This is a genomic window from Sulfuritalea sp. (genome assembly GCF_017302275.1).
Classification (GTDB): Bacteria; Pseudomonadota; Gammaproteobacteria; order Burkholderiales; family Rhodocyclaceae; genus Sulfuritalea.
Genome location: NZ_JAFLDR010000002.1, coordinates 121,822 through 142,803, shown reverse-complemented (window position 1 = coordinate 142,803; position 20,982 = coordinate 121,822). Strand labels below are relative to the sequence as shown.

The following is a 20,982-nucleotide window of genomic DNA, read 5'->3' as shown; positions in this document are numbered from 1 at the left end:
AAGGACGAAAACAATGGCTAAGCTCATACTCAGCATGGAAACCACGATGCTCAAGGAAATTCCCTTGAACAAGGAGCGGACCACGATCGGCCGCAAGCCGCACAACGATATCCAGATCGACAATCTGGCGATCTCCGGTGAGCACGCGGTGGTGATTACCATACTCAACGATTCCTTTCTTGAGGATCTGGGCAGCACCAATGGCACCTTCGTCAATGGCCAATCGGTCAAAAAGCATTTCCTGAAGAACGGCGACACCATCGAACTCGGCAAGTACCGCCTCAAGTATGTCGCAGAGTTGCCGCAGCAAACAGGGTCGGCGGATTTCGAGAAGACCATGATCCTGCGACCAGGCGCCACGACTTCGGCTCCGCCCGCGCCTGCTCCGCAGGCGGCACCGCCGGCGGCCCCGACACCCGCCGCCGCGCCGCCCGCCGCTCATACCGCAACTTCGCCTGGCATGGCGCCGCATGTCGCGCCGACGTCGACTCCGGCTCCGGCAGCCGCGGCGATGCCGCTGGGTGCGATCCAGATCCTTTCTGGCGGCAATGCAGGAAAGGAGATGGAGTTGGTAAAGACGCTTACCACGCTGGGCAAGCCGGGCGTCCAGGTCGCGGTCATCGCGCGCCGGCCTCATGGCTATTTCATCACCCATGTTGAAGGAGCGACCTTCCCCGTGGTCAATGGGGCGGCGCTGGGCACCCAGGCGCACCAGCTTGGCGATCATGACGTGATCGAACTGGCGGGTACGAAAATGGAGTTTTTCCTCAAGGGCTGATGCAACAGTCGCGCGGTCGCCGGTGATCTCTTGAAACAGTACCTTCCCCGCTACGGACTGGGTCTCCTGATCCTTCTGGTTTTGCTCGGCCATTCGGCGCGGGTGTACCAGATCCCGTTCATCAATCACATGGACTCGCTCATCTATGACGTCAAGGTGCGCCTGACCATGCCCAAGACCCTTGATCCGAGGGTCGTAATTCTGGACATCGACGAGAAATCGCTGGCAGAGCAGGGGCGCTGGCCCTGGGGGCGCGACAAGCTCGCTACGCTGATGGACAAGCTCTTTGATCGCTACGGCATACGGCTGATCGGATTCGACGTGGTCTTTGCCGAGCCGGACGACAGTTCCGGACTCAAGTCGCTGGAGTCCCTCGCCGTCAAGGAACTAAAGGATGTCCCGGGTTTCCAGGCGACTTTGCGCGAATTGCGGCCACAACTCGACAACGATGCCCGTTTTGCGGCAGCCCTGAAGAATCGCCCCGCCATTCTGGGCTACTACTTTTCCAGCAAGGAAGGTGGCGTCAGCTCCGGTGCGGCGCCGCACGCGACCTTTCCTGCCGGTACATTCGCCGGTCGTCGCGTCGCTTTCACCCAATGGGTGAGCTATGGCGGCAACCTGCCGGAGTTTCAGAAGGTGGCTGCGGGTGCCGGGCATTTCAATCCCTTGGTCGATATCGATGGAACCTCGCGTCGGGTACCGTTGTTGGTCGAGCACAATGGCCAATACTACGAGGCGCTGGCCCTTGCGATGGTGCGCAACCTGCTGGGAAATCCGACCGTGGCGCCGGGCTACCCGGAGAAGACACCGAGTTCCTATGCCGCGATGGAATGGCTTGCGCTGAAGACCCCCGATGGTGCTGAAATCCGCATCCCGGTCGATGAAAACGCCGCGACCTTGATTCCGTATCGCGGTTACCAAGGAAGTTTTCCGTATATCCCGATCACCGATGTACTCAACGATCGGGTTGCCAAGGATCAGCTTGAAGGGCGAGTCGTGTTGGTCGGCACCACCGCGCCCGGACTGATGGACCTGCGGGCGACCCCGGTCGGCGCCGCCTACGCCGGAGTCGAAGTCCACGCCAACCTGATTGCGGGGATGCTGTCGGGTACCATCAAGCACAAGCCGCCCTACATTCTTGGCGCCGACGTGCTGCTGGTTCTGATTGCTGGTGGCGTCATGGTGTTCCTGCTGCCGATGCTGTCGCCCTTCCGGGCCACGGTGGTGGGCGGGATAGTGCTGCTGCTGCTGCTCAGCGTCAATTTTGGATTCTGGCATGTTTCCAACGTGGTATTGCCCCTTGCAAATGGCATGATCGCGGTGGCCCTGCTCTACGCGATGAACATGTCGTGGGGCTATTTCGTCGAATCGCGCACCAAGCGCCAGCTTACCGGGCTGTTCGGCCAGTACGTGCCGCCGGAGTTGGTCGAGGAAATGAGTCGCGACCCCGAGAACTACAGCATGGCCGGGCGCAAGGCGGAACTCACGGTGCTGTTCTCGGATGTGCGCGGATTCACCACGATTTCCGAAGGCCTGGAACCGGAAGAACTGGCGACCCTGATGAACCAGTATCTCGGCGCCATGACCGTGGTGGTGCGCAAGCACCGCGGTACCCTTGACAAGTATATCGGCGACGCGATCATGGCCTTCTGGGGCGCGCCGGTTGACGATCCCCAGCACGCGAGAAATGCGGTGCTGACCGGCCTCGAGATGCATGTTGCGCTGCATGAACTGAACAAGGACTTGATGGCGCGCGGCTGGCCCGAACTCAAAATTGGCGTCGGCGTCAATACCGGTCCGATGACCGTCGGCGACATGGGATCCCCCGTGCGCCAGTCCTACACTGTAATGGGCGACGCGGTAAATCTTGGTTCCAGGCTTGAAGGCATCACGAAGCAGTATGGCGTCGGCTTCATAGTCGGCGAAGGAACGCGCGATTTGCTGAAGAAGGAATTCGTGTTTCGCGAGCTGGATCGCGTTCGAGTGAAGGGCAAGGAAGATCCGGTCGGCATTTATGAACCGGTGGGCGAGGATGGCAAAGTGTCCCGCGAGGACATGGAAGAGATAAAGTTGTGGAATCAGGCTCTTCGCGCGTATCGTTCGCAGGACTGGGATCAGGCGGAGCTTACGCTGATGAATCTGCAGCGCATGAAACCCCGTTACCTTTATGAACTGTACATCAAGCGCGTGGAGCATTTGCGCAAGGAACCGCCCGGCGAGAACTGGGACGGCGTAACCATTTTCGAAACAAAGTAGAAACTATGAAGGTACGCATCCTCGGCTGTAGCGGCGGAATTGGCGGACGTCATCTGCGTACCACCTCATTGCTTGTCGACAATGACATCCTGATCGATGCCGGTACCGGGGTAGGCGACCTTGCTATCGCGGAACTTGCCCAGATCGATCACGTGTTTATTACGCACTCTCACCTTGATCACCTGGCGTCGCTGCCTTTCATGGTCGATACGGTAGGTGACATGCGCAATCGTCCGGTCACCGTGCATGCCACGGAGGCGACGCTGGAAATCATACGTGCCCATGTTTTCAACTGGGCGATCTGGCCGGATTTCAGCGAGATACCGACCCCGGAAAAGCCGTTCATGCGCTTTTCGCCCATCCGTGTCGGCGAATCGATCGACCTGGATGGACGCAAGGTCATACCGCTGCCGGCAAACCATACCGTGCCCGCGGTAGGTTACCAACTCGATTCGGGCAATGCGAGCCTTGTCTTCACCGGGGACACCGGTCCCTGCCCGGAACTCTGGCAGCAGGTGAATCAGATGCGCAACCTGCGCTACCTGATCATCGAGTGCGCATTCTCCAACAGCGAAAAGCGCCTTGCCGTGGCCTCCCTGCACCTTTGTCCGAGCATGCTGCTGGAGGAGTTGACCAACCTGCAGCGTGATGCAGAGGTTTTCATCACCCATCTGAAGCCGGGCCAGATCGAATTGACCATGCAGGAGATCGAGGACTGCATCGGCGAATTTCGCCCCGGCATGCTGCAAAACAACCAGTTGTTCGAGTTCTGACCATGTCCATCACGGTGACCACTGAACTTCTGGGTCGTCTGCAACCTCTGATGTCGTTGCGCAGTGAAGGTTTGCACGAGTTGTTGCCGCGCTGTTCCACCCATCCGTTCCCGCGCGAATCCGATCCGTTCCGTGCCGCCGACTGGAGCGGACAGGTGGTGTACCTGGTCGGTGGCCAATTGCTTGCCAGCTTGCCGGACGCTACCACGCGCGTCCTGGTCGCGGGCCAGGACCTCGCGGCGGCGCCGCTCGCTCGCAGCGGAAAGGTGCCGCGCAAGAGCAAGGCAATCACCGATGTGGTGCTGCTGACCCTTGAAGAAGATACCCTGGACATCGTCTTGACCTGGAACCAACTCGCGGTGCCTGCCTCCAGCGCACCGGCGGGAGGAGAACCGACCGACTGGCGGATGATGTCGGGAATGTTCGCCCTGGACAATCTTACGGTCGGTGCGTTTGCGTCCTTGCCCCCCGCAAACATCCAGTCCCTGCTAGGCAAGTTCAAACGGGTCAACGTCAAACGCGGAGAAACGATACTCGAGCAGGGTGCGCCGGGCGACTATTACTACCTGATCGAAAGCGGGCGTTGCAAGGTTTCCCGACTCGTTGCGGGATCCTCCATGGAATTGGCGGAATTGAAGGCGGGCAATGCCTTCGGCGAAGAGGCGCTGGTTGCGGACACGGTGCGCAATGCGACGGTCGTGATGAAAACCGACGGTGTGCTGCTGCGCCTCTCCAAGAACGACTTCAACGAACTGCTGCGCGCGCCATTGTTGCAGAAAGTCTCCGGCGAGGAAGCGGAGCGCAAGGTGGCAGCGGGCGCGACATGGATCGACGTTCGATTTGCGGCCGAGTATCGTAACGACGGGTTTCCGGGGGCCATCAACATCCCCCTGGACGACATACGCCAGGCATCGACGGCCCTGGACCCTTCACGTGAATACATTGTCTATTGCCAGACCGGGCGCCGCAGTTCCGCCGCCGCATTTCTGCTTTCTCAGCGCGGGTTCAATGCGCTGTTGCTCGATGGCGGCATGCGGGCGCACACTGGCGTCATGGAGTCACCCGCATGAGTGCCGTTCCCGCTACCGCCGGTTCATCCGATGTGGATACCCGACTTGCATTCTTCACGAACCTGCAAGTCGTCACGAACAAGATCCACGCCACGGCCAACATCGACGAGATCATGCTGGAGCTGTCGGGCGAGATCTGCAGCCTGTTCAACGCCGATCGACTGACGATCTACACCGTCGGCGAGGACAAGGCGTCGATCGTTTCCAAGGTCAAGACCGGCCTGAACTCGTTCAAGGACCTGCGCTTGCCGATCGCCGACCAGAGCATCGCCGGCCATGTCGCGCTGTCCAAGAAAACCGTGAACATTCGCGACGTCTACGACGAAGCGGAGTTGAAGGCGATCAATCCATCCTTGCGTTTCCTGCAGGAAGTGGACAAGCGTACCGGCTACCGTACCAAGCAGATGCTGGTGGCGCCCGTAGCCGATGCGCAGAGCGCGGAACTGCTCGGAGTCGTGCAGATCATCAACAACAAGGCCGGCACGCCATTCGCTGCGGTCGCCATGGATGGCGTCAAGGGCCTGTGCGAGACGCTGGCGATTGCCTTCACCCAGCGCAGCAAGCCGGCGCAGGCTGTCAAGACGAAATATGACTTCCTGGTTTCGGATGCCGTGATTTCGGCCCAGGAACTGGAATTGGCGACGCGCACCGCGCGCCGCAAGAATCTCGACATCGAGGAAGTCCTGGTCAATGAGTTCCAGGTCAAGCACGCGGCGCTGGGTGCGGCGCTGGCCAAATTCTTCAATGTGCCCTATGAGCCGTTCCGCTCGGATCGCGTAAAGCCCGCCGATCTGCTGAAGAACCTGAAACGGGACTTTCTGGAACAGAGCAAGTGGGCGCCTGTGGAGGAGAGTTCCGAAGGCATCATGGTGGTCTGCCTCGATCCCGAACAGGTCAAGGGTTCCCGCATCGTCAACAACGTCTTCCCTCGCGGGAAGATAGTGTATCGGGTGACAACCAACCACGAGTATGTGCAGACGCTTGATCTGCTGTTCGGCGCGTCGGGGGTTCCAGGTTACACGGATGACAGTTCCGTCGGTGACCTGCTGTCGACCCTCGACGAGGGGGACATGGATGGCGAAGGCAATACCGGCGACGACATTTCCGCCGCCGCCGACAATGAACTGGTAAAGCTGGTCAACAAGATCATCGTCGACGCCTATCAGATGGGGGCGTCGGACATCCATATCGAGCCCGGCCTGGGCAAGGACAAGGTGCTGATCCGCTTCCGCCGCGATGGTTCGCTGCAGAAGTACATCGAAGTTCCGGCCAGCTACCGCAATGCCATGGTGGCCCGCCTCAAGATCATGTGCGACCTCGACATCGCCGAGCGTCGCAAGCCGCAGGACGGGAAGATCAAGTTCAAGAAGTACGGTCCTCTCGACATCGAACTGCGCGTGGCGACGATTCCGTCGACCGGAGGTGTCGAAGACGTCGTGATGCGGATTCTTGCCGGCGGCGAGCCGATTCCGCTGGACAAGCTGGGCGTGCTGCCGACCAACCTGGTCAAGCTCAAAGCGACGATTTCCAAGCCCTATGGACTGTTTTTCGTCTGCGGCCCGACTGGTTCCGGCAAGACCACCACGCTGCACTCGGTCCTGGGCTATCTGAATACCGTAGACACCAAGATATGGACCGCCGAGGATCCTGTCGAAATCACCCAGAAGGGTTTGCGCCAGGTCCAGGTGAACAAGAAGGTGATGGACTTTCCGATGGTGATGAAAGCCTTCCTGCGCGCCGATCCGGACATCATCATGGTGGGCGAGATGCGCGACGCCGAAACCACGGGCATCGGCATCGAGGCCTCGCTCACCGGCCACCTGGTGTTTGCCACGCTGCACACCAACAGCGCGCCGGAATCCATCATCCGCCTGCTCGACATGGGCATGGACCCCTTCAACTTTTCCGACGCGCTGCTCGGGATTCTCGCCCAGCGCCTGGCCAAGCGCCTGTGCAAGTGCAAGGAGTCCTATACGCCGGATGCCGACGAAGTCCGCTTGTTCATGAAAGAGTACTGCAGCGAACTGGAGAATACCGAGACCTTCAAGAAGGACATGAAGGCGGCCTACGCGGCCACCGAAGAGCGGCTGATCAAGGACTATGGCAAGGACGGCCACCTCGTATTCACCCGGGCCAAGGGTTGCGACACCTGTGGCGGCAGCGGCTACAAGGGCCGGGTCGGCCTGCACGAGTTGATGATCGGCTCGGAGCCGATCAAGAAGCTGATCCAGGAACACGCCCGTGTCGCCCAGTTGTTCGCGCAGGCACTGGAGGACGGCATGCTGACGCTGAAGATGGACGGGCTGGAGAAGGCGTTGCAGGGCGTCACCGACCTCAAGCAGGTACGAGCCGTCTGCATCAAGTAAGGAACTGAAATGGATAGCTCCAGCGATCTGTTTCGCCGCCTCGAACAGCTCAACGCCGTCGGTGCCGCTCTCTCCAAGGAGCGCGACATCAACCGGCTGCTGGAATCGATCCTGATCGCGGCCAAGACCATCACCCACGCCGATGGCGGAACCCTCTACCGCATGACCGAAGACGGGCGCGCCCTGCGTTTCGAGATACTGCGTACCGACTCGTTGCATATCGCGATGGGCGGCACCACCGGCAATGCGATCAACTTCCCGAATCTTCCGCTGCAAAACGCCGAGGGCAAGTCGAACGACTCGATGGTGGCGGCCTACGCGGCCATCCACGACAAGACGGTCAATATCGCCGACGCGTATACGGAAGCCGGATTCGACTTTTCCGGAACCCGCAGCTTCGACGAACGAACCGGTTATCGCTCGCAGTCCTTCCTCACCGTGCCGATGAAGAACCACGAGGGCGAGATCATTGGCGTCCTGCAACTGATCAATGCCCAGGATCCGGTCACCCGCGAGGTCAAGGCTTTTTCTTCGGCCGATCAGAGCCTGGCCGAATCGCTTGCCTCGCAGGCGGCGATCGCGCTGACCAATCGCCTGCTGATCAGCCAGCTGGAAGAGCTTTTCGAATCCTTCATCAACCTGATCAACCTCGCCATCGACGAAAAGTCGCCCTATACCGGTGGCCATTGCCAGCGCGTGCCGGCGCTGACCATGATGCTGGCCGAAGGGGCGGACGCCATCCAGGACGGGCCGCTGGCATCGTTCAGGATGGACGAGCGCGATCGCTACGAACTCAAGATCGCCGGCCTGCTGCACGATTGCGGAAAGGTCACTACGCCGGTCCATGTGGTCGACAAGGCGACCAAGCTGCAAACCATTTTCGATCGCATCCACCTCATCGACACGCGTTTCGAAGTGCTCAAGCGCGATGCGGAAATCCATGCGTTGCGCAAGCAGCTTGAATTGCGCGGCGACATGGACACTCCCGCCGATGCCAGGATCTGGGCCGCCTATCACGATGAGGTGAAGGTGCTCGATGACGATCGGGAGTTCCTGCGCAAGGCCAACGTCGGCGGCGAGGCGATGCAGGAAGCCGACCTGGAGCGCGTCCGGAAAATTGGAAGCAGCCGCAAGTGGCGCAACGTCGATGCGATCGAGACCGAATTCCTGACTGCCGACGAGGTCGTCAACCTGACCATCCGTGCCGGGACGCTGACGCTGAAGGAACGCGACATCATCAACCACCACATCGTCGCCACCATCAAGATGCTGGAGCAACTGCCCTGGCCGAAGCATCTGACCCGGGTGCCCGAGTACGCGGGCGGGCATCACGAGCGCATGGACGGCAAGGGCTATCCGAAGGGGCTGACGCGCGAACAGATGTCGCTGCAGGCAAGGATGATGGGCATTGCCGACATCTTCGAGGCGCTGACCGCCCGCGACCGTCCGTACAAGCCGGGCATGAAGCTGTCGCAGGCGATGGGCATCATGGCCAAGTTCCGCTCCAACGGCCATATCGATCCCGACCTGTTCGAGGTATTCGTCAGGCAGGGCGTATATCGGCGCTACGCCGAGCAGTTCCTCGATCCCGCACAGATCGACCAGGTCGACGAAGCGGCCCTGCGTCAGGGCTGATCCGCGCAAAAGCCGGCACCCCACGGGGACCCCCTTCGGTCGCTCGCAAAACGGCCCTCCCCGGACAACCCTTGGGCAGAAGTGACGCTCAGGGTATCGGACTGACAATTTGCGTCACCGTGCGGCCTGCCGACACCCGCCCTCGAAGGCAGGCAGGCGATCTGCCCGGCGGTTTCATTGGCATGTTGATTGCTTTATGGCTTTCAGCGACGACCGTCGCGCTTGAATAGGAGAAACGGTATGAACAAGCTGCAAAAGGGCTTTACCCTGATCGAGCTGATGATCGTTGTCGCGATCATCGGTATCCTGGCCGCCATCGCCATCCCGCAGTTCAGCGAATACACCAAGAAGGCCGAGAACAAGTCTGCCCAGTCGGATGCGAAGAACATCCTGACCCAAGCCGTCGCCGGTACGACCTGATCCCACCCATTCCCATATTTAGAGAGGTATTACCTATGAAAAAGCTAATCATTGCCTTGTGTCTGGGTGTGGCGTCGTCGGCTTCGATGGCCGCTACGGTTTGTGCCGCCGGAACCGCAACCGCCGTGGCAAGTTCCACCACCGACTTCGTGCGGACCGGCTTCACGCCGCGCTGCTCGGCCAACACGCAGGCTGATTTCCAGCAAAACGCGAACTCCGCTGCGGTCGGTGCCGCGTCGGCCAAGGGCAACCAGTCGTTCGGGGGCCATTCCAATGGTGGCGCGGTGGAGAAGGTAGCCGATTCCGCCTCCGGTTACGCAGATGTGGCCGCCGCCCTGACTGCCGCCGCAGCGGCAGCCACAGCCAAGCTGGCCGCCGCCGGATCGTCCTGATCGGCGACACGTCCGGGCCAGGAAAAGCGCGCTTGCTGCGCGCTTTTTTTGGCCCTGCGCCTGTCTGTTCGTCGCTGGAAAGGGCGCCATGAAGCAAAAAGCGCAGGGCTTCACCCTGATCGAACTGATGGTTGTCGTGGCCATCATCGGCATTCTCGCGGCGATCGCCATTCCGCAATTCAGCGAAAACACCAAGAGGGTGGAAAACAGGGCAGCACAGACCGACGCCAAGAACATCCTGACCAGTGCGGTGGCGAGCTCGCGTTGAGTCACGCAAAGCGGCCGTTCCCGCCCGGGAACCGCTGCGGCAACGGCCTCAAGAGTCGGCGCTGGCGGGACGGCGGTTTGCGCCGCGAACTGGTGAAGATGGAACACTCGGAGAATCGTAGGGGTCATCCGCGCCATTTCGGCCTTGAATGTCCCGAGCAGTCGTTCCCCAGGGCCCCGAACGCGGGATTTCGCCCCAGGGATACCTTGGCCTGTTGCAGAATGCGGGTCCATTGACCTCGCCGGATCGCCGGAGGAATTCGATGCAATCATTTCTGCTCTCTGCGTGGCGTGCCGGCATGCGCAGCCGCAGCATCCAGGCGGTCCTAGTGCTCGGACTGCTGCTGGTCGGCGTCGCCTACCTTTCCGCCGCTTTTTCGCCCCGGCAACCGAAGACCGTCGCGCTCGACGTCGGACTCTCGGGAATTCGTGTGTCCCTGGTCCTGTTCGCCCTGTTCTGGGTCCAGGAACTGGTGGGGCGCGAGATAGAGCGGCGCACCGTCCTGTTTGCGCTGACCTACCCCGTGCCGCGCGGCCATTACCTAGTCGGCCGCTATCTAGGCGTTCTGGGCCTGCTCGCCCTGGCGTCGGTGCTGCTTGGCTTGTTGTTGTGGCTGGTGGTGCTGAATTCGGGCGGCACCTACACGCAGGGGTTTCCGGTTGCGCCCGGCGGGCCGTACTGGCTGACCATCGTCGGACTGTGGCTGGATGCGGCCGTGGTCGCCGGCTTCGCCCTGTGGATCGCTAGCTTGTCCACGGTACCGATGCTGCCGCTGGCGCTCGGCCTGGCGTTTGCGGCGGGCGGGAAAAGCCTCGGCGCGGTGGCGGAATACCTATCGAAAGGCGCCGAAGGCGATGCGGATATCATGCGCCTGGCGCCGATCGTGGATGTGATCCAGTGGGTGCTGCCCGATCTGTCGCGCCTCGACTGGCGTGCATGGCCGATGTACGGCGTCGCGCCAGATGCCACGGCGATGGCGGGTGGCATCGTGCTGGCGGCCAGCTACGCCACCCTGCTGGTGACGCTGGCGGCGATAACCTTCACCCGCCGCGAGTTCCAGTAGGAAGTCGGCGCTGGCGCCACGGCGATGATGCTCTCGCGCAACTGGAAAATGGGCCTGGTGGCGCTGCTGGCGGCGACGTTGTTCGTTGCCACGGCCCAGCGCTTGAAGAGCGTGCCGCGTCAGATCGTGTTGGTGGAAATGCAGGTGGTGCTGCCGCTGTTCGTGCAGGTGTTCATGGCCGCCGGAGATCGCCATCTGGCCGCCAATATCGCGGCGATTCGCGCCCTGGTGGTCAATACCTTCAAGATGCAGGGCGAGGAGTTCGCGATTCTGGCCAAGCTTCAGGAGGACGTGTCCTGGCTCAATCCCGGGCACGAAGACAACTACTACACCGCAACGGCGATCCTGCCCTGGCAGGGCGAACTGGAGGCCACGCAGCGAATTCTGGCGCGCGCCACCAAGGCACGGTTCTACGATTACCAGCCGGCGTTCTATTACGCCTTCAACCTGTTGCATTTCAAGGGCGATGCCGTCGGCGCGTCGGAGTGGATGCGCGCGGCTGCGGAACACCTTCCCGAAGGCGACGAGCGCCTGCAGATGCAGAACCTGGCGGCGATCTGGCTGGACAAGGCGCAGGATGTCGATCTGGCGATTCGGGTGGTTGCGGCAATGGCCCAGCAGGCCAAGCGCCGGGATTTCCAGCGCTATCTTGAGCAGCGCGTCGATCGCCTGCGCGCACTGAAGGACCTGCGGTCCGCCGCCGAGGCGTATCGGCGGCGATTCGATCGCCCCCTGGCGTCCCTGCAGGATCTCATCGATGCGGGCATCATCACGGCATTGCCGGCGGATCCGTTTGGTTTCGGCTTCGCGCTGGATGGCCAGGGCCGCATCGTATTGAGCAAGATCCCCCCTCCACCTCCCGCTCCCCCAAACAAATGACTGCAGCGATTTCCATTGCCGGTTTGCGCAAGACCTATCCCCGCAGTTGGGCGTCGCCGCCCTTCGAAGCACTCAAGGGCATATCCCTTTCCGTCGACGAGGGGGAAGTGTTTGGCTTCATCGGGCCCAATGGCGCCGGCAAGAGCACGGCGATCAAGATCCTCACCGGTGTCATGTATCCCAACGCCGGCTCGGCGACGCTGTTCGGCGTCGATGTGGTGCAGCCGGAAGCCCGTCGCGGGCTGGGTTATGTGCCGGAGAATCCCAGCCTGCCCGACTACCTGACTCCCCTCGAAATTCTTGGCATGGGCCTCAATCTGCATGGCCGCAAACCCGCCAGTCCGGGTGCGCACTGCCTGCGCTGGCTGGAACGTTTCGGCCTGGGCGAGGTGGCGAACAAGGTCGTCCGCGGCTTTTCCAAGGGAATGGCCCAGCGCACCGCATTGGCCCATGCGCTGGCCGTGGAGCCGCGACTGCTGATTCTCGATGAGCCGTTGTCCGGGCTCGATCCGATCGGGCGTCGCGATGTCATCGACATTCTTTCCGAGTATCACCGGCAGGGCGGGACGATATTCCTGACTTCGCATGTGCTGCACGACGTCGAGCGCCTAGCCGACCGTTTCGGCCTGATCCACAAAGGCGAGCTCCGTGCGGTGCGGGCGCCGGCCGAACTGGTCGGGGGCGAGGAAAAAGTCCTGGTACGCAGCCAGGGCGAGGTAGCCATTGCCGGGATGATCGCGGAATCCGGCGGACGCTGGGTGGTCGAGGTGACCCGCACGCATCTGTGGCCGACGCTGCGCGCGTTGGATCAGGCAGGCCATGTGCTGATCGAGATCAAGCCGGCCCTGTCGCTGGAAACGGCCTTTCTCCAAGTCGTAAAGGGCGACTGAGTTGCATCCATGGGCCCGCCGGGCCGAGGTCGGGCTGGTGTTCCTGTTTGCATTCCTGGTCTGGTTGCTGAACCATCCCTATCAGGGGGTCTGGCACGACGCCCGCATCTATGGCCTGCTGGCGGCGCAGTGGCTGAATCCCGGACCCTACGCCAGCGATCTGTTTTTCAGTTTCGGATCGCAAGCGCCTTTCAGCCTGTTTACACCGTTTTATGGCGTAATGGTTGCCGGCATGGGCCTCGACCGGGCGGCTTGGTGGATCACGATGAGTGGTGGCTTTTTGTGGGTCGGGGCCTGTCTGGCCCTGGCGCGAACGATGCTTGGCAGTGGATTTGCGGCACGCTTTGCCGTCTTCGTCGGCGCGCTGGTCGTGGTGAGCTATTCGCCCAACCAGAGTACCTTCATCATCGGCGAGAACTTCGCCACGGCGCGATCATTCGCGATTCCCCTGGGTCTCCTGAGCGTGGCGGCGCTTGCCGCGACGCGACGTGGCTGGGCGCTGGGTTTCGGCCTCGCGGCGGCAGCCCTGCACCCGCTGCATGGCGTCTGGCCGCTGGCATTGTGGCTGCTTGCGCGCCTGGGAACGCCGGCCGCCTTGTTGGCGGCATTCCTTCCTGCCGCGGTGGCGCTATTGCTTGGCGCGATGAACCCGGACCTGCCCCATGTCCGCCTGATGACCGGCGAATGGCTGGATTTCGCCTGGCACTCGGCCCCCGACATTTCATTCAAGGAGCCTGCGCAGACGAGGCTACCCTACTATGCCGTAGCAATGACGATCCTGTGGCTGGCGGCAAGGATGGGGAGCGCGGAATGGCGTGGGTTGTATTCCCGCCTGCTGATGCTTGGCGGTGGCGGACTGGCTCTTGCGGTGCTTGCGAGCTATTTTCTTCCGGTCGAGATCGTTCTGCAGGGACAGCCCTGGCGGGTGATGGCATTGCTGCTTCCGATGGCGGCAGTGGCGTTACTTGACCTCGGCCGATGCGCCTGGCGTTCCTCGGCCGCCGGGCGACTGCTGGTTGGCGTCGGCGCCGTGCTTGCGACCATGGGAACCAATTGGTTGCTGGGGGCGGTGGCCACGATGGCTTTGGCTAGCCTGATGCCAAGGACATGGCTGCTGCGGACCGAGGGCTGGATTGAAGACCGGTGGCGCTGGTTCGCTGCGGCCGTGGCCGCATTCGCGCTGTCGACCATACCCAACATCCTGGCGACCTGGGAAATCGCCGGCGGGCAACTCCTGAATCCCTGGTGGATCGGTGCCGAGTCGCTGCATGGCCTGGTCGCTGGCAACAACTGGCATCTGGCGGCACTTGCGGCATTGTTGCTTGGCTTGCCGTTCGGGTGCGGCTGGCCGAAACCGGGACGGGCATGGCCGGCCATCGTCGCTGTCCTGCTTTTTGCGGTGGGCGTGGTGGCCACGTCCGCGACGCTTCCGGCCTGGGACCGTCGTTCGGAACAGTTGCGTGCGCAGCAGGCCTGCTATCTCAATGCCGAGTGCACGCCGCATCCCTTTCTAGCCTGGATATTGCCGGGAAGCGTTGTGTTCTGGCCACAGCGGGAACTGACGGTCTGGTTCGAGATCGGTACCGCCAATTACTTTGGCCCGGTTCAGGCGACGGGCCGGCTGTTTTCCGCCGCAAAGTTTTATGAAGGCCAGCGACGCGAGAATTGGGTCGCGGCCGGGACCGATCCGCGTCGGCTTTGTGCCGATCCGCTCCTCGATTGGGTAGTGCTGCCACAGCCGGCACCGGTGCTGACGATGCAGGCAAGTCTTCCTTACGCGCATCTTTATCGCTGCGCGGTGTTGCGCGCGGTCGCGCCGAGGATGAGCGTTTCGGAGCCCGCTTCGTGAACGCGATTTTCCGATGGAGCGGCACGCCCGCGGAACTGCTGCGCTACCTGGCCGTCAGCGTGGTGGCGCTGGCCGTCGATACGGCGAGTTTGTTGCTGGCCGCGAATGTCGTCCATTACCTCTGGGCGGCGACCTTCGGCTTTCTGCTCGGCGCGGCAACCAGCTACCTGCTTTCCGTGCGATGGGTCTTCCGCCATCGGCGACTGGCAGCATTCCCCAAAACCGAGTTTGCGGCGTTCGCCGCTGTCGGCGTGGCGGGCCTGGGGTTGAACAATCTGGCGATCTATGCGGCGGTCGACCATGCCGGACTTGGCTTGTTGGCGGCGAAGGCGGTCGCGGCGATGCTTACGTTTTCGTTCAATTTCGGCTTGCGCAAATGGGGCCTGTTCCGGCCATAATCGATGATGCAAAAACCCCTGGTAATCATTATCGGTGCCGGGCCCGCCGGCCTGACGGCTGCCCTGGAACTGGTGCGTGATGGCCGTATGCGGCCCCTGGTGCTCGAGGCATCGAATGACGTCGGCGGCATCTCGCGCACCGTCGAGTACAAGGGCAACCGCATGGACATCGGCGGCCACCGCTTCTTTTCCAAGTCCGACTGGGTGATGAACTGGTGGCGCGGGATTCTGCCGATCGCGGCGACCGGCGCGACGGTTGAGATTGCCTATCAGGGGCAACGCAGGGAAGTTTTGCGAAGCGATATCCCCGGGGACGGCGCCGACGGGACGGCGCCGATTCGCGACGGCCTCGTGATGCTCGTCCGCGACCGTCTTTCGCGCATCTATTTTCTGCGAAAGTACTTTGACTATCCGATCAAGTTGAACGCCACCACGCTTACGAACCTGGGTCCGGCGCGGTTGCTCAAAATCGGCGTCAGTTATGTGTGGGCGATGCTGTTTCCCCGGCGACCTGAACGTTCGCTCGAAGATTTTCTTTTCAACCGCTTTGGCGGCGAGTTGTATCGCACGTTCTTCAAGGACTACACGGAAAAGGTTTGGGGCGTTCCTTGCGATCGCATCAGCGCGGATTGGGGGGCGCAGCGAATCAAGGGGCTTTCCGTAGTGGAAGCCCTTCGCCATGCGCTGCGCCAACGCTTCGGCGGAGCCAGGCAGGCGACCAAGACCAGCCTGATCGAGCACTTCCTTTATCCGCGCCTGGGGCCAGGTCAAATGTGGCAGGAGGTGGCCCGGCGCGTGATCGAGGGCGGTGGCGAGATCCGCCACGACCAGACGGTGCAGGGCTTGCGCCACGAGGGTGGACGCGTCACGGCCGTCGTCACGACGGATGGCGCGGGTGCGCTGATCGAACTTAGTGCCGACCATGTGATATCGACGATGCCGGTCAAGGACCTGGTCGCAGGCCTGAAACCGCCCGCGCCGGCTGACGTGCAGGCTATCGCAGCGTCCCTGCCGTACCGCGACTTCATTACCGTCGGCCTGCTGGTTTCGCGCATGCGGGCCAACTCCCAGTCCCGCAGTAGCCATGCCAGCAACATGCCGCCGGACAGCTGGATCTACATCCAGGAACGCGACGTGCGCGTCGGGCGCTTGCAGGTATTCAACAACTGGAGCCCGGACCTGGTTGCGGACCAGGGCCAAGTCTGGCTCGGGCTCGAATACTTCTGCCAGGAGGGCGATGACCTGTGGCAGCGGGCGGATCAGGCGATGATCGAATTCGCCGCCGGCGAACTGGAGCAGATCGGCATGATCGACCGTGCCGATGTGCTGGACGGCACGGTTATTCGCGTGCCCAAGACCTATCCCGCCTATTTCGGCGCCTATGAACAGTTTCCCTTGGTGCAAGCCTGGTTGGACCAGCTCGCGAATCTGTATCTGGTGGGCCGCAACGGCATGCACCGCTATAACAACCAGGACCATTCAATGATCACCGCAAAACTGGCGGTGGATGCGATCCTCAATGGCACTTCCGACAAAGCGGCGATCTGGGCCGTGAATATCGATGACGATTACCATGAAGAGACCGATTCCAAAGCTTGACGTCGCTCGGGATTCCAGCCGGACAGGCATGACGGGGTGGCGGGCCGTTCGATGTCGGTCCGCGCTTGGCAGCCTGACCGCCAATCAACCGATGGAATCGTCTTGAAGGGCATGCGCGCGCAACATTTCGCTGTCGATGCATAGGGAATTCGACCAAACCGTTTCCGAAGACGGCGCCGCGCCGCCTGCCGGCCATGCCCAGCAGAGGATGACGGTCGTCATGCTCGGCGCGACCGTCGCCACGTTGCTGCTGGCAGCCGTGGGGCTGGCGCTGGAAGTCGCCATCGATATCCCGGTGGCGCACCTCGACGGCGCCTATCAGACCGCATCCGGCCTGTTTCGCTTGCACGCGGGCCACCTGCCCGGCAGGGACTTCTTTCCGTATCTCGGCGTTGGGGTTCTTTATGCGATCTACCCCTTGTTCGAAATGGCGGGTGCTCATCTGGCTGCCAGCGTATTTGCCGCGCAACTTGCCGTATCGTTGGCTTGCGCCCTGGCTGTGGCGTTGGTGTGGCATCTGGTATGGCGTCCTTCGTCATTCCTCGTGTCCCTGGTCTGCGGCGCGTTCCTGACGTTCGGCCTCGGCTCCATTGCGCTTTATCCTGACATCGTGGATCTAAAGATCCTCGAGCGGTCGCTGAGCGTGGACGAATTCATGCTGGTCTATGCAACCACCATGGTTTTCGTCCTGGTCGCGGTCAGAGTCGTGTGGCCGCTTCGCACCGTCCGCCAGAGCCTGGTGGCGGCAGCGACGATCTTTTTTCTCGGTTGCGCCTATTACGCCGCTTCGAGCGCGCAGGCGGGAACATTCGCGGTGCTATTTTTGGGAGTGCTCTGGTTCAGGTTCGTCTGGCCGGCACAATGGATGTGGCGGACACTCGCCGCGGCGACGATCACCACCGTGCTGCTGGCAAGTCTGGCCGACCTGGCGCGCGACACCAATATCGTGCGCTGGGCGTTCATCCCGGGCAATTCGCTGCGGCCGCTGCGGGCATGGCTGCCCTATGTTGCCGCGTTCTGGTTGTTCGTGATCCTGGGCAAAAGCCGACGCCCCGCGAACACTTACCTGTCCGCGGGGGCGCTTACCGGCAGCCTGCTGCTCTGGGCAAACGATTTTGCCTGGTCGACAGCCGCGATGGTCGCCGCGTGCTTTCTCTTCTGTGGATACAGATCGCGAACCCTTGGCGCGATCAACTCTGCGCTGTTTCTGACGGCCGCGCTGCTGACCGCAGGCGTGCTGTTCTTCGTGGCCAGCGGCGGCTATCCGAATCGAATATTTGCCTACAACTTTCTCGATGTCGCGCGGGATCAGTGGTGGTATTTCCCGGCGTGGGTGGAACGGTACCGGGTTTTTTCCCACGAGGATCTCGTCAAGCTGATCTTGCCACGCAATGTAGTGGCGGCGCTGGTGCTTGCCGTCGTGGCGATACATGCCATGCGGAAGCGTTCACTCGCCGGTGCGTTGTTGCTTCTGGTGGGGGCGGCGCTGGCGGCGGGTGGAGCCGTCGCCTCGATTGGCGGGCAACTTGGCCGCTACTTTGGCGGGCTGCATTTTTGGGCATATACCGTGGCGGTGGTGGCCACGCTTCGCCTTTTCTGGAAAACCTCGTGGCGGTATTCGGATCGCCGGCAATTACCGTTAAACGCGGCGAGTCGTGCTGCCTGGATTCCACGAATCCTGATGCTTGCAGCCCTGGCGATCCTCACCAACTCCGTCGTGGGTCTGCTGGCCGCCAGGCAGAATGCCGCGGCCGCGACCGAACGATTTTTCGTGCCCGAATTGGGTGGATACCTGAAGTCATCCTGGAAACCCTATGTTGAAACCGCGCGCAGTCTCACGGGTTCGGTGGTGTTCGAAGAGTACTGGGGGGTGCTGAGCGCGATACAGAAGCGGACTCCGCTTTGGCCGGTGGACTCGGTGATCCATGCCCTCGGGTCGAAACGTGAACTTCTTGCATCGAGTGTTTTCAGTCAGGCCGATATCATCGTGACCACTCGAAATACGTATACGCAGCTCTGGCATCCGTGGTTGATCAGCCAGAACTACTGGCTCTACTCGAGACTTTTTCGCGAGTTCGACGCGGTGGACTTCGGACCGAACACCGTCATATGGCGACGTGGTGCGAAGCACGTCTTTCAACCCATGGAATGCCGTGTCGCTGACGACGGCGCGGGCATGGTGGTCAGCGCGATGACATCGGGCTATGCCGAAGTCGAGGTGGTCTATCGGGTCGCCGGCGGACCCCGGCGGAAACTCGTGATGCTGAGGAACAACATCAATATCGTTGGCGGAATTCGAGGCTATTTTTCGGTCGATCCCGCGAAAACCTCGCTGGTGTTTCCGGCATATCTCAAGGAGAAGGGGCAGCAGGTCCTGGATTTTCGCGTGGTACCGGCGCAATCGTCGGCCGTGGTCAGCGTGGAATCCTGCCAGGCCGGAATGATTCAGCGCGTGATTCCGGACGTGCTCGAAGGCGTCCCCAGGGCTGTGGCGGAATGCCTGCGCAAGTGGTGGCCACCGGATCCGGAAACGCTCTGGCCGTGGGAACGCGGAGAGCCACAACTGGACCCCGACGCGATCGGGGATTGCGATGGACGCTCGCCATGATCACCGGTGGCGTGCGGGCCTATCTATGGGGCGGAATTTGCGCCACGGGACTCTGCTTCGCATTCATAGAGCTGAATGGATACGAGGACGGGCGGATATTCTGGCATCTGCTGAAGATCCACGACCAGGTCGCCGCCGGATTGATGATGTGCATTTTGCTTTCTGCATTGATCGCGGCGCGATTCAAATGGCTGGAACGGGTTCCCGTCGATGAGTTCCTGGGTCTGCTGGAGCGTCAGAAACACTTGATTGCGCTGATCCTGTGGATCGCTCTTTCCATTGGAACCAAGGTGATCTACAGGGACCATCCCCTGGCAATGGATGAGTATGCCGCGTTGTTTCAGGCGAAGATTTTTGCCGCGGGATCGATACACGGCCAATTCCCGCCCGACCTGATCGACGTGTTGATTCCGCCGGGGTTTCAAGGCCAGTTCCTGGTCGCGGACAAGCTTACCGGCGAGGTGTATTCGGCATACTGGCCGGGTTTTTCATTGCTGCTGGCGCCTTTCGTTGCGCTCGGGGCGCCGTGGGCGTGCAATCCGACGATCGTGGCGCTAAGCGTTTTGCTGATTGCGCGCATCGCGCGCGACACTGTCGACGTGCCGCACGCCGCCGGTTGGGCCTTGTTGTTTGCCCTGGCGTCGCCGGTACTCCTGATCAACGGCTTGAGCTATTACTCCATGCCGGCCCATCTGTTGCTGAATCTCGCATTCGCCTGGCTCTTGCTGGTTCCGACCAACTTGCGCATCGGCTGCGCCGGCCTCGTCGGTGGACTCGCACTATGCCTTCACAATCCATTGCCGCACATGGCTTTCGCCCTTCCATGGCTGGTGTGGCTGGCAAGGCATCGCGGCGGCAGGGCCTTGATGGTGATCGCGGGCGGCTACCTGCCACTATTCCTGTTGCTGGGAGTCGCCTGGGTTCTCGGTCATGCCGGCACGCCACTTGCCGGGATAGTTTCCGCGAGCGGACCAGGCACCACGGCCTCGGATCGCGCATTGACGTCGATCCAGGCCATCGCCACATTTCTGCGATTTCCTGACGGAGACATCCTGCTTGTCCGAGCGGGGGGCTTTGTAAAACTGTGGCTCTGGGCATCGCCGCTCATGCTCATACTGGCTTATCTGGGATTCCGACAGTCCGACCGCCCCGGCATTCGGCTATTTGGCTACTCTGCATTGTCGACGGCGATTGCCTATTTCGCGATCCGCTTCGATCAGGGTCACGGTTGGGGCTATCGGTATTTTCATGGTGCATGGGGTGTCCTGCCCGTGCTGGCGGCATTGGGAGTGCGGCGTCTGACGGAGCGACTGGAAGGCGGGGTCCGAATTGAAGCTCTCATTCTGGTCGTTACGCTGATGGGCCTGATCTTCCTCGGCGCACTTCGTACGATCCAGGTGGGCGACTTTGTTGCCACGCATCTGGAACAACGTCCACCCATTCAATCCGAGGGACGACAGATCCTGGTCTACAAAGGTGCCGGCTATTTCGGACTGGATCTGATCCAGAACGATCCATGGTTGCGCGACCCGACAATTTCATTGCTGCGACCGCCCCGAGATGCAGAGGACGCGGTTGTCCGCGCCACGCTGCCAGGCGGGTACGTGGTCAGGCAGAACGGCTTCGGTCGCAGCTATTGGTCGCGCGATCATGCTGAGAAGGGCGGATCGGCAGGCATCTCCGCGCAATAGCCGGAGGATCGGCATAGACGGGTGCCTCAAGCCTTGCCGACCGGCCG

General features: G+C 61.6%; 15 protein-coding genes and 2 pseudogenes. All 17 read left to right on the top strand.

From position 1 onward, the window contains the following. Positions 1 to 13: 13 nt before the first annotated feature. The 17 genes and pseudogenes from J0M27_RS01685 (at position 14) to J0M27_RS01605 (ending at position 20,935) form a co-directional block, all read left to right on the top strand. The gene (locus J0M27_RS01685; protein ID WP_294986804.1) at positions 14 to 778 is read left to right on the top strand and encodes an FHA domain-containing protein; all 765 of its coding nucleotides are present in this window, start codon (positions 14 to 16) and stop codon (positions 776 to 778) included. Positions 779 to 808: 30 nt separating this feature from the next. Then, the gene (locus tag J0M27_RS01680; protein WP_294986802.1) at positions 809 to 3,034 is read left to right on the top strand and encodes an adenylate/guanylate cyclase domain-containing protein; all 2,226 of its coding nucleotides are present in this window, start codon (positions 809 to 811) and stop codon (positions 3,032 to 3,034) included. 5 nt (positions 3,035 to 3,039) lie between these two features. Beyond that, the gene (locus tag J0M27_RS01675) at positions 3,040 to 3,807 is read left to right on the top strand and encodes a 3',5'-cyclic-nucleotide phosphodiesterase (protein ID WP_294986800.1); all 768 of its coding nucleotides are present in this window, start codon (positions 3,040 to 3,042) and stop codon (positions 3,805 to 3,807) included. Between the two features lie 2 nt (positions 3,808 to 3,809). After that, positions 3,810 to 4,877, top strand: coding sequence for a cyclic nucleotide-binding domain-containing protein (locus J0M27_RS01670; RefSeq protein WP_294986798.1), 1,068 nt, complete (start codon positions 3,810 to 3,812; stop codon positions 4,875 to 4,877). Further along, the gene (locus J0M27_RS01665) at positions 4,874 to 7,243 is read left to right on the top strand and encodes an ATPase, T2SS/T4P/T4SS family (RefSeq protein ID WP_294986796.1); all 2,370 of its coding nucleotides are present in this window, start codon (positions 4,874 to 4,876) and stop codon (positions 7,241 to 7,243) included. The genes J0M27_RS01670 and J0M27_RS01665 overlap by 4 nt, the downstream gene beginning before the upstream one ends. 9 nt (positions 7,244 to 7,252) lie before the next feature. Next, complete coding sequence (locus J0M27_RS01660; protein WP_294986794.1) at positions 7,253 to 8,878, top strand: HD family phosphohydrolase; 1,626 nt, start codon at positions 7,253 to 7,255, stop codon at positions 8,876 to 8,878. A gap of 240 nt (positions 8,879 to 9,118) precedes the next feature. Further along, a pseudogene (locus tag J0M27_RS01655) lies at positions 9,119 to 9,235 on the top strand (prepilin-type N-terminal cleavage/methylation domain-containing protein); the annotation flags it as partial. A gap of 98 nt (positions 9,236 to 9,333) precedes the next feature. Then, a complete protein-coding gene (locus tag J0M27_RS01650; RefSeq protein WP_294986792.1) occupies positions 9,334 to 9,690 on the top strand; it encodes a hypothetical protein in 357 nt (118 codons plus the stop codon). 88 nt (positions 9,691 to 9,778) lie between these two features. Then, a pseudogene (locus tag J0M27_RS01645) lies at positions 9,779 to 9,871 on the top strand (prepilin-type N-terminal cleavage/methylation domain-containing protein); the annotation flags it as partial. Positions 9,872 to 10,220: 349 nt separating this feature from the next. Continuing rightward, entirely contained in the window at positions 10,221 to 11,021 is an 801-nt protein-coding gene (locus J0M27_RS01640; protein WP_294986790.1) for a hypothetical protein, read from the top strand. A 24-nt stretch (positions 11,022 to 11,045) separates the two neighbouring features. Continuing rightward, positions 11,046 to 11,900, top strand: coding sequence for a hypothetical protein (locus J0M27_RS01635; RefSeq protein WP_294986788.1), 855 nt, complete (start codon positions 11,046 to 11,048; stop codon positions 11,898 to 11,900). Further along, on the top strand, positions 11,897 to 12,790 hold the full coding sequence (locus J0M27_RS01630; protein ID WP_294986787.1) for an ABC transporter ATP-binding protein: 894 nt from the start codon (positions 11,897 to 11,899) through the stop codon (positions 12,788 to 12,790). Before J0M27_RS01635 ends, J0M27_RS01630 begins: the two co-directional genes overlap by 4 nt. Positions 12,791 to 12,827: 37 nt before the next feature. Continuing rightward, entirely contained in the window at positions 12,828 to 14,639 is a 1,812-nt protein-coding gene (locus J0M27_RS01625; protein WP_294986785.1) for a hypothetical protein, read from the top strand. Then, a complete protein-coding gene (locus J0M27_RS01620) occupies positions 14,636 to 15,037 on the top strand; it encodes a GtrA family protein (protein ID WP_294986783.1) in 402 nt (133 codons plus the stop codon). Before J0M27_RS01625 ends, J0M27_RS01620 begins: the two co-directional genes overlap by 4 nt. A 3-nt stretch (positions 15,038 to 15,040) precedes the next feature. Next, on the top strand, positions 15,041 to 16,636 hold the full coding sequence (locus J0M27_RS01615) for an NAD(P)/FAD-dependent oxidoreductase (protein ID WP_365961950.1): 1,596 nt from the start codon (positions 15,041 to 15,043) through the stop codon (positions 16,634 to 16,636). Between the two features lie 136 nt (positions 16,637 to 16,772). Then, the gene (locus J0M27_RS01610) at positions 16,773 to 19,244 is read left to right on the top strand and encodes a hypothetical protein (RefSeq protein ID WP_294986781.1); all 2,472 of its coding nucleotides are present in this window, start codon (positions 16,773 to 16,775) and stop codon (positions 19,242 to 19,244) included. Beyond that, positions 19,241 to 20,935, top strand: coding sequence for a hypothetical protein (locus J0M27_RS01605; RefSeq protein ID WP_294986780.1), 1,695 nt, complete (start codon positions 19,241 to 19,243; stop codon positions 20,933 to 20,935). Before J0M27_RS01610 ends, J0M27_RS01605 begins: the two co-directional genes overlap by 4 nt. Positions 20,936 to 20,982 lie beyond the last annotated feature (47 nt).

Coding starts and splice junctions, on each gene's coding strand:
- J0M27_RS01685 (WP_294986804.1), top strand. CDS start 14: ATGGCTAAGCTCATACTCAGCATGGAAACCACGATGCTCAAGGAAATT.
- J0M27_RS01675 (WP_294986800.1), top strand. CDS start 3,040: ATGAAGGTACGCATCCTCGGCTGTAGCGGCGGAATTGGCGGACGTCAT.
- J0M27_RS01670 (WP_294986798.1), top strand. CDS start 3,810: ATGTCCATCACGGTGACCACTGAACTTCTGGGTCGTCTGCAACCTCTG.
- J0M27_RS01665 (WP_294986796.1), top strand. CDS start 4,874: ATGAGTGCCGTTCCCGCTACCGCCGGTTCATCCGATGTGGATACCCGA.
- J0M27_RS01660 (WP_294986794.1), top strand. CDS start 7,253: ATGGATAGCTCCAGCGATCTGTTTCGCCGCCTCGAACAGCTCAACGCC.
- J0M27_RS01650 (WP_294986792.1), top strand. CDS start 9,334: ATGAAAAAGCTAATCATTGCCTTGTGTCTGGGTGTGGCGTCGTCGGCT.
- J0M27_RS01640 (WP_294986790.1), top strand. CDS start 10,221: ATGCAATCATTTCTGCTCTCTGCGTGGCGTGCCGGCATGCGCAGCCGC.
- J0M27_RS01635 (WP_294986788.1), top strand. CDS start 11,046: ATGATGCTCTCGCGCAACTGGAAAATGGGCCTGGTGGCGCTGCTGGCG.
- J0M27_RS01630 (WP_294986787.1), top strand. CDS start 11,897: ATGACTGCAGCGATTTCCATTGCCGGTTTGCGCAAGACCTATCCCCGC.
- J0M27_RS01615 (WP_365961950.1), top strand. CDS start 15,041: ATGATGCAAAAACCCCTGGTAATCATTATCGGTGCCGGGCCCGCCGGC.
- J0M27_RS01610 (WP_294986781.1), top strand. CDS start 16,773: ATGCATAGGGAATTCGACCAAACCGTTTCCGAAGACGGCGCCGCGCCG.
- J0M27_RS01605 (WP_294986780.1), top strand. CDS start 19,241: ATGATCACCGGTGGCGTGCGGGCCTATCTATGGGGCGGAATTTGCGCC.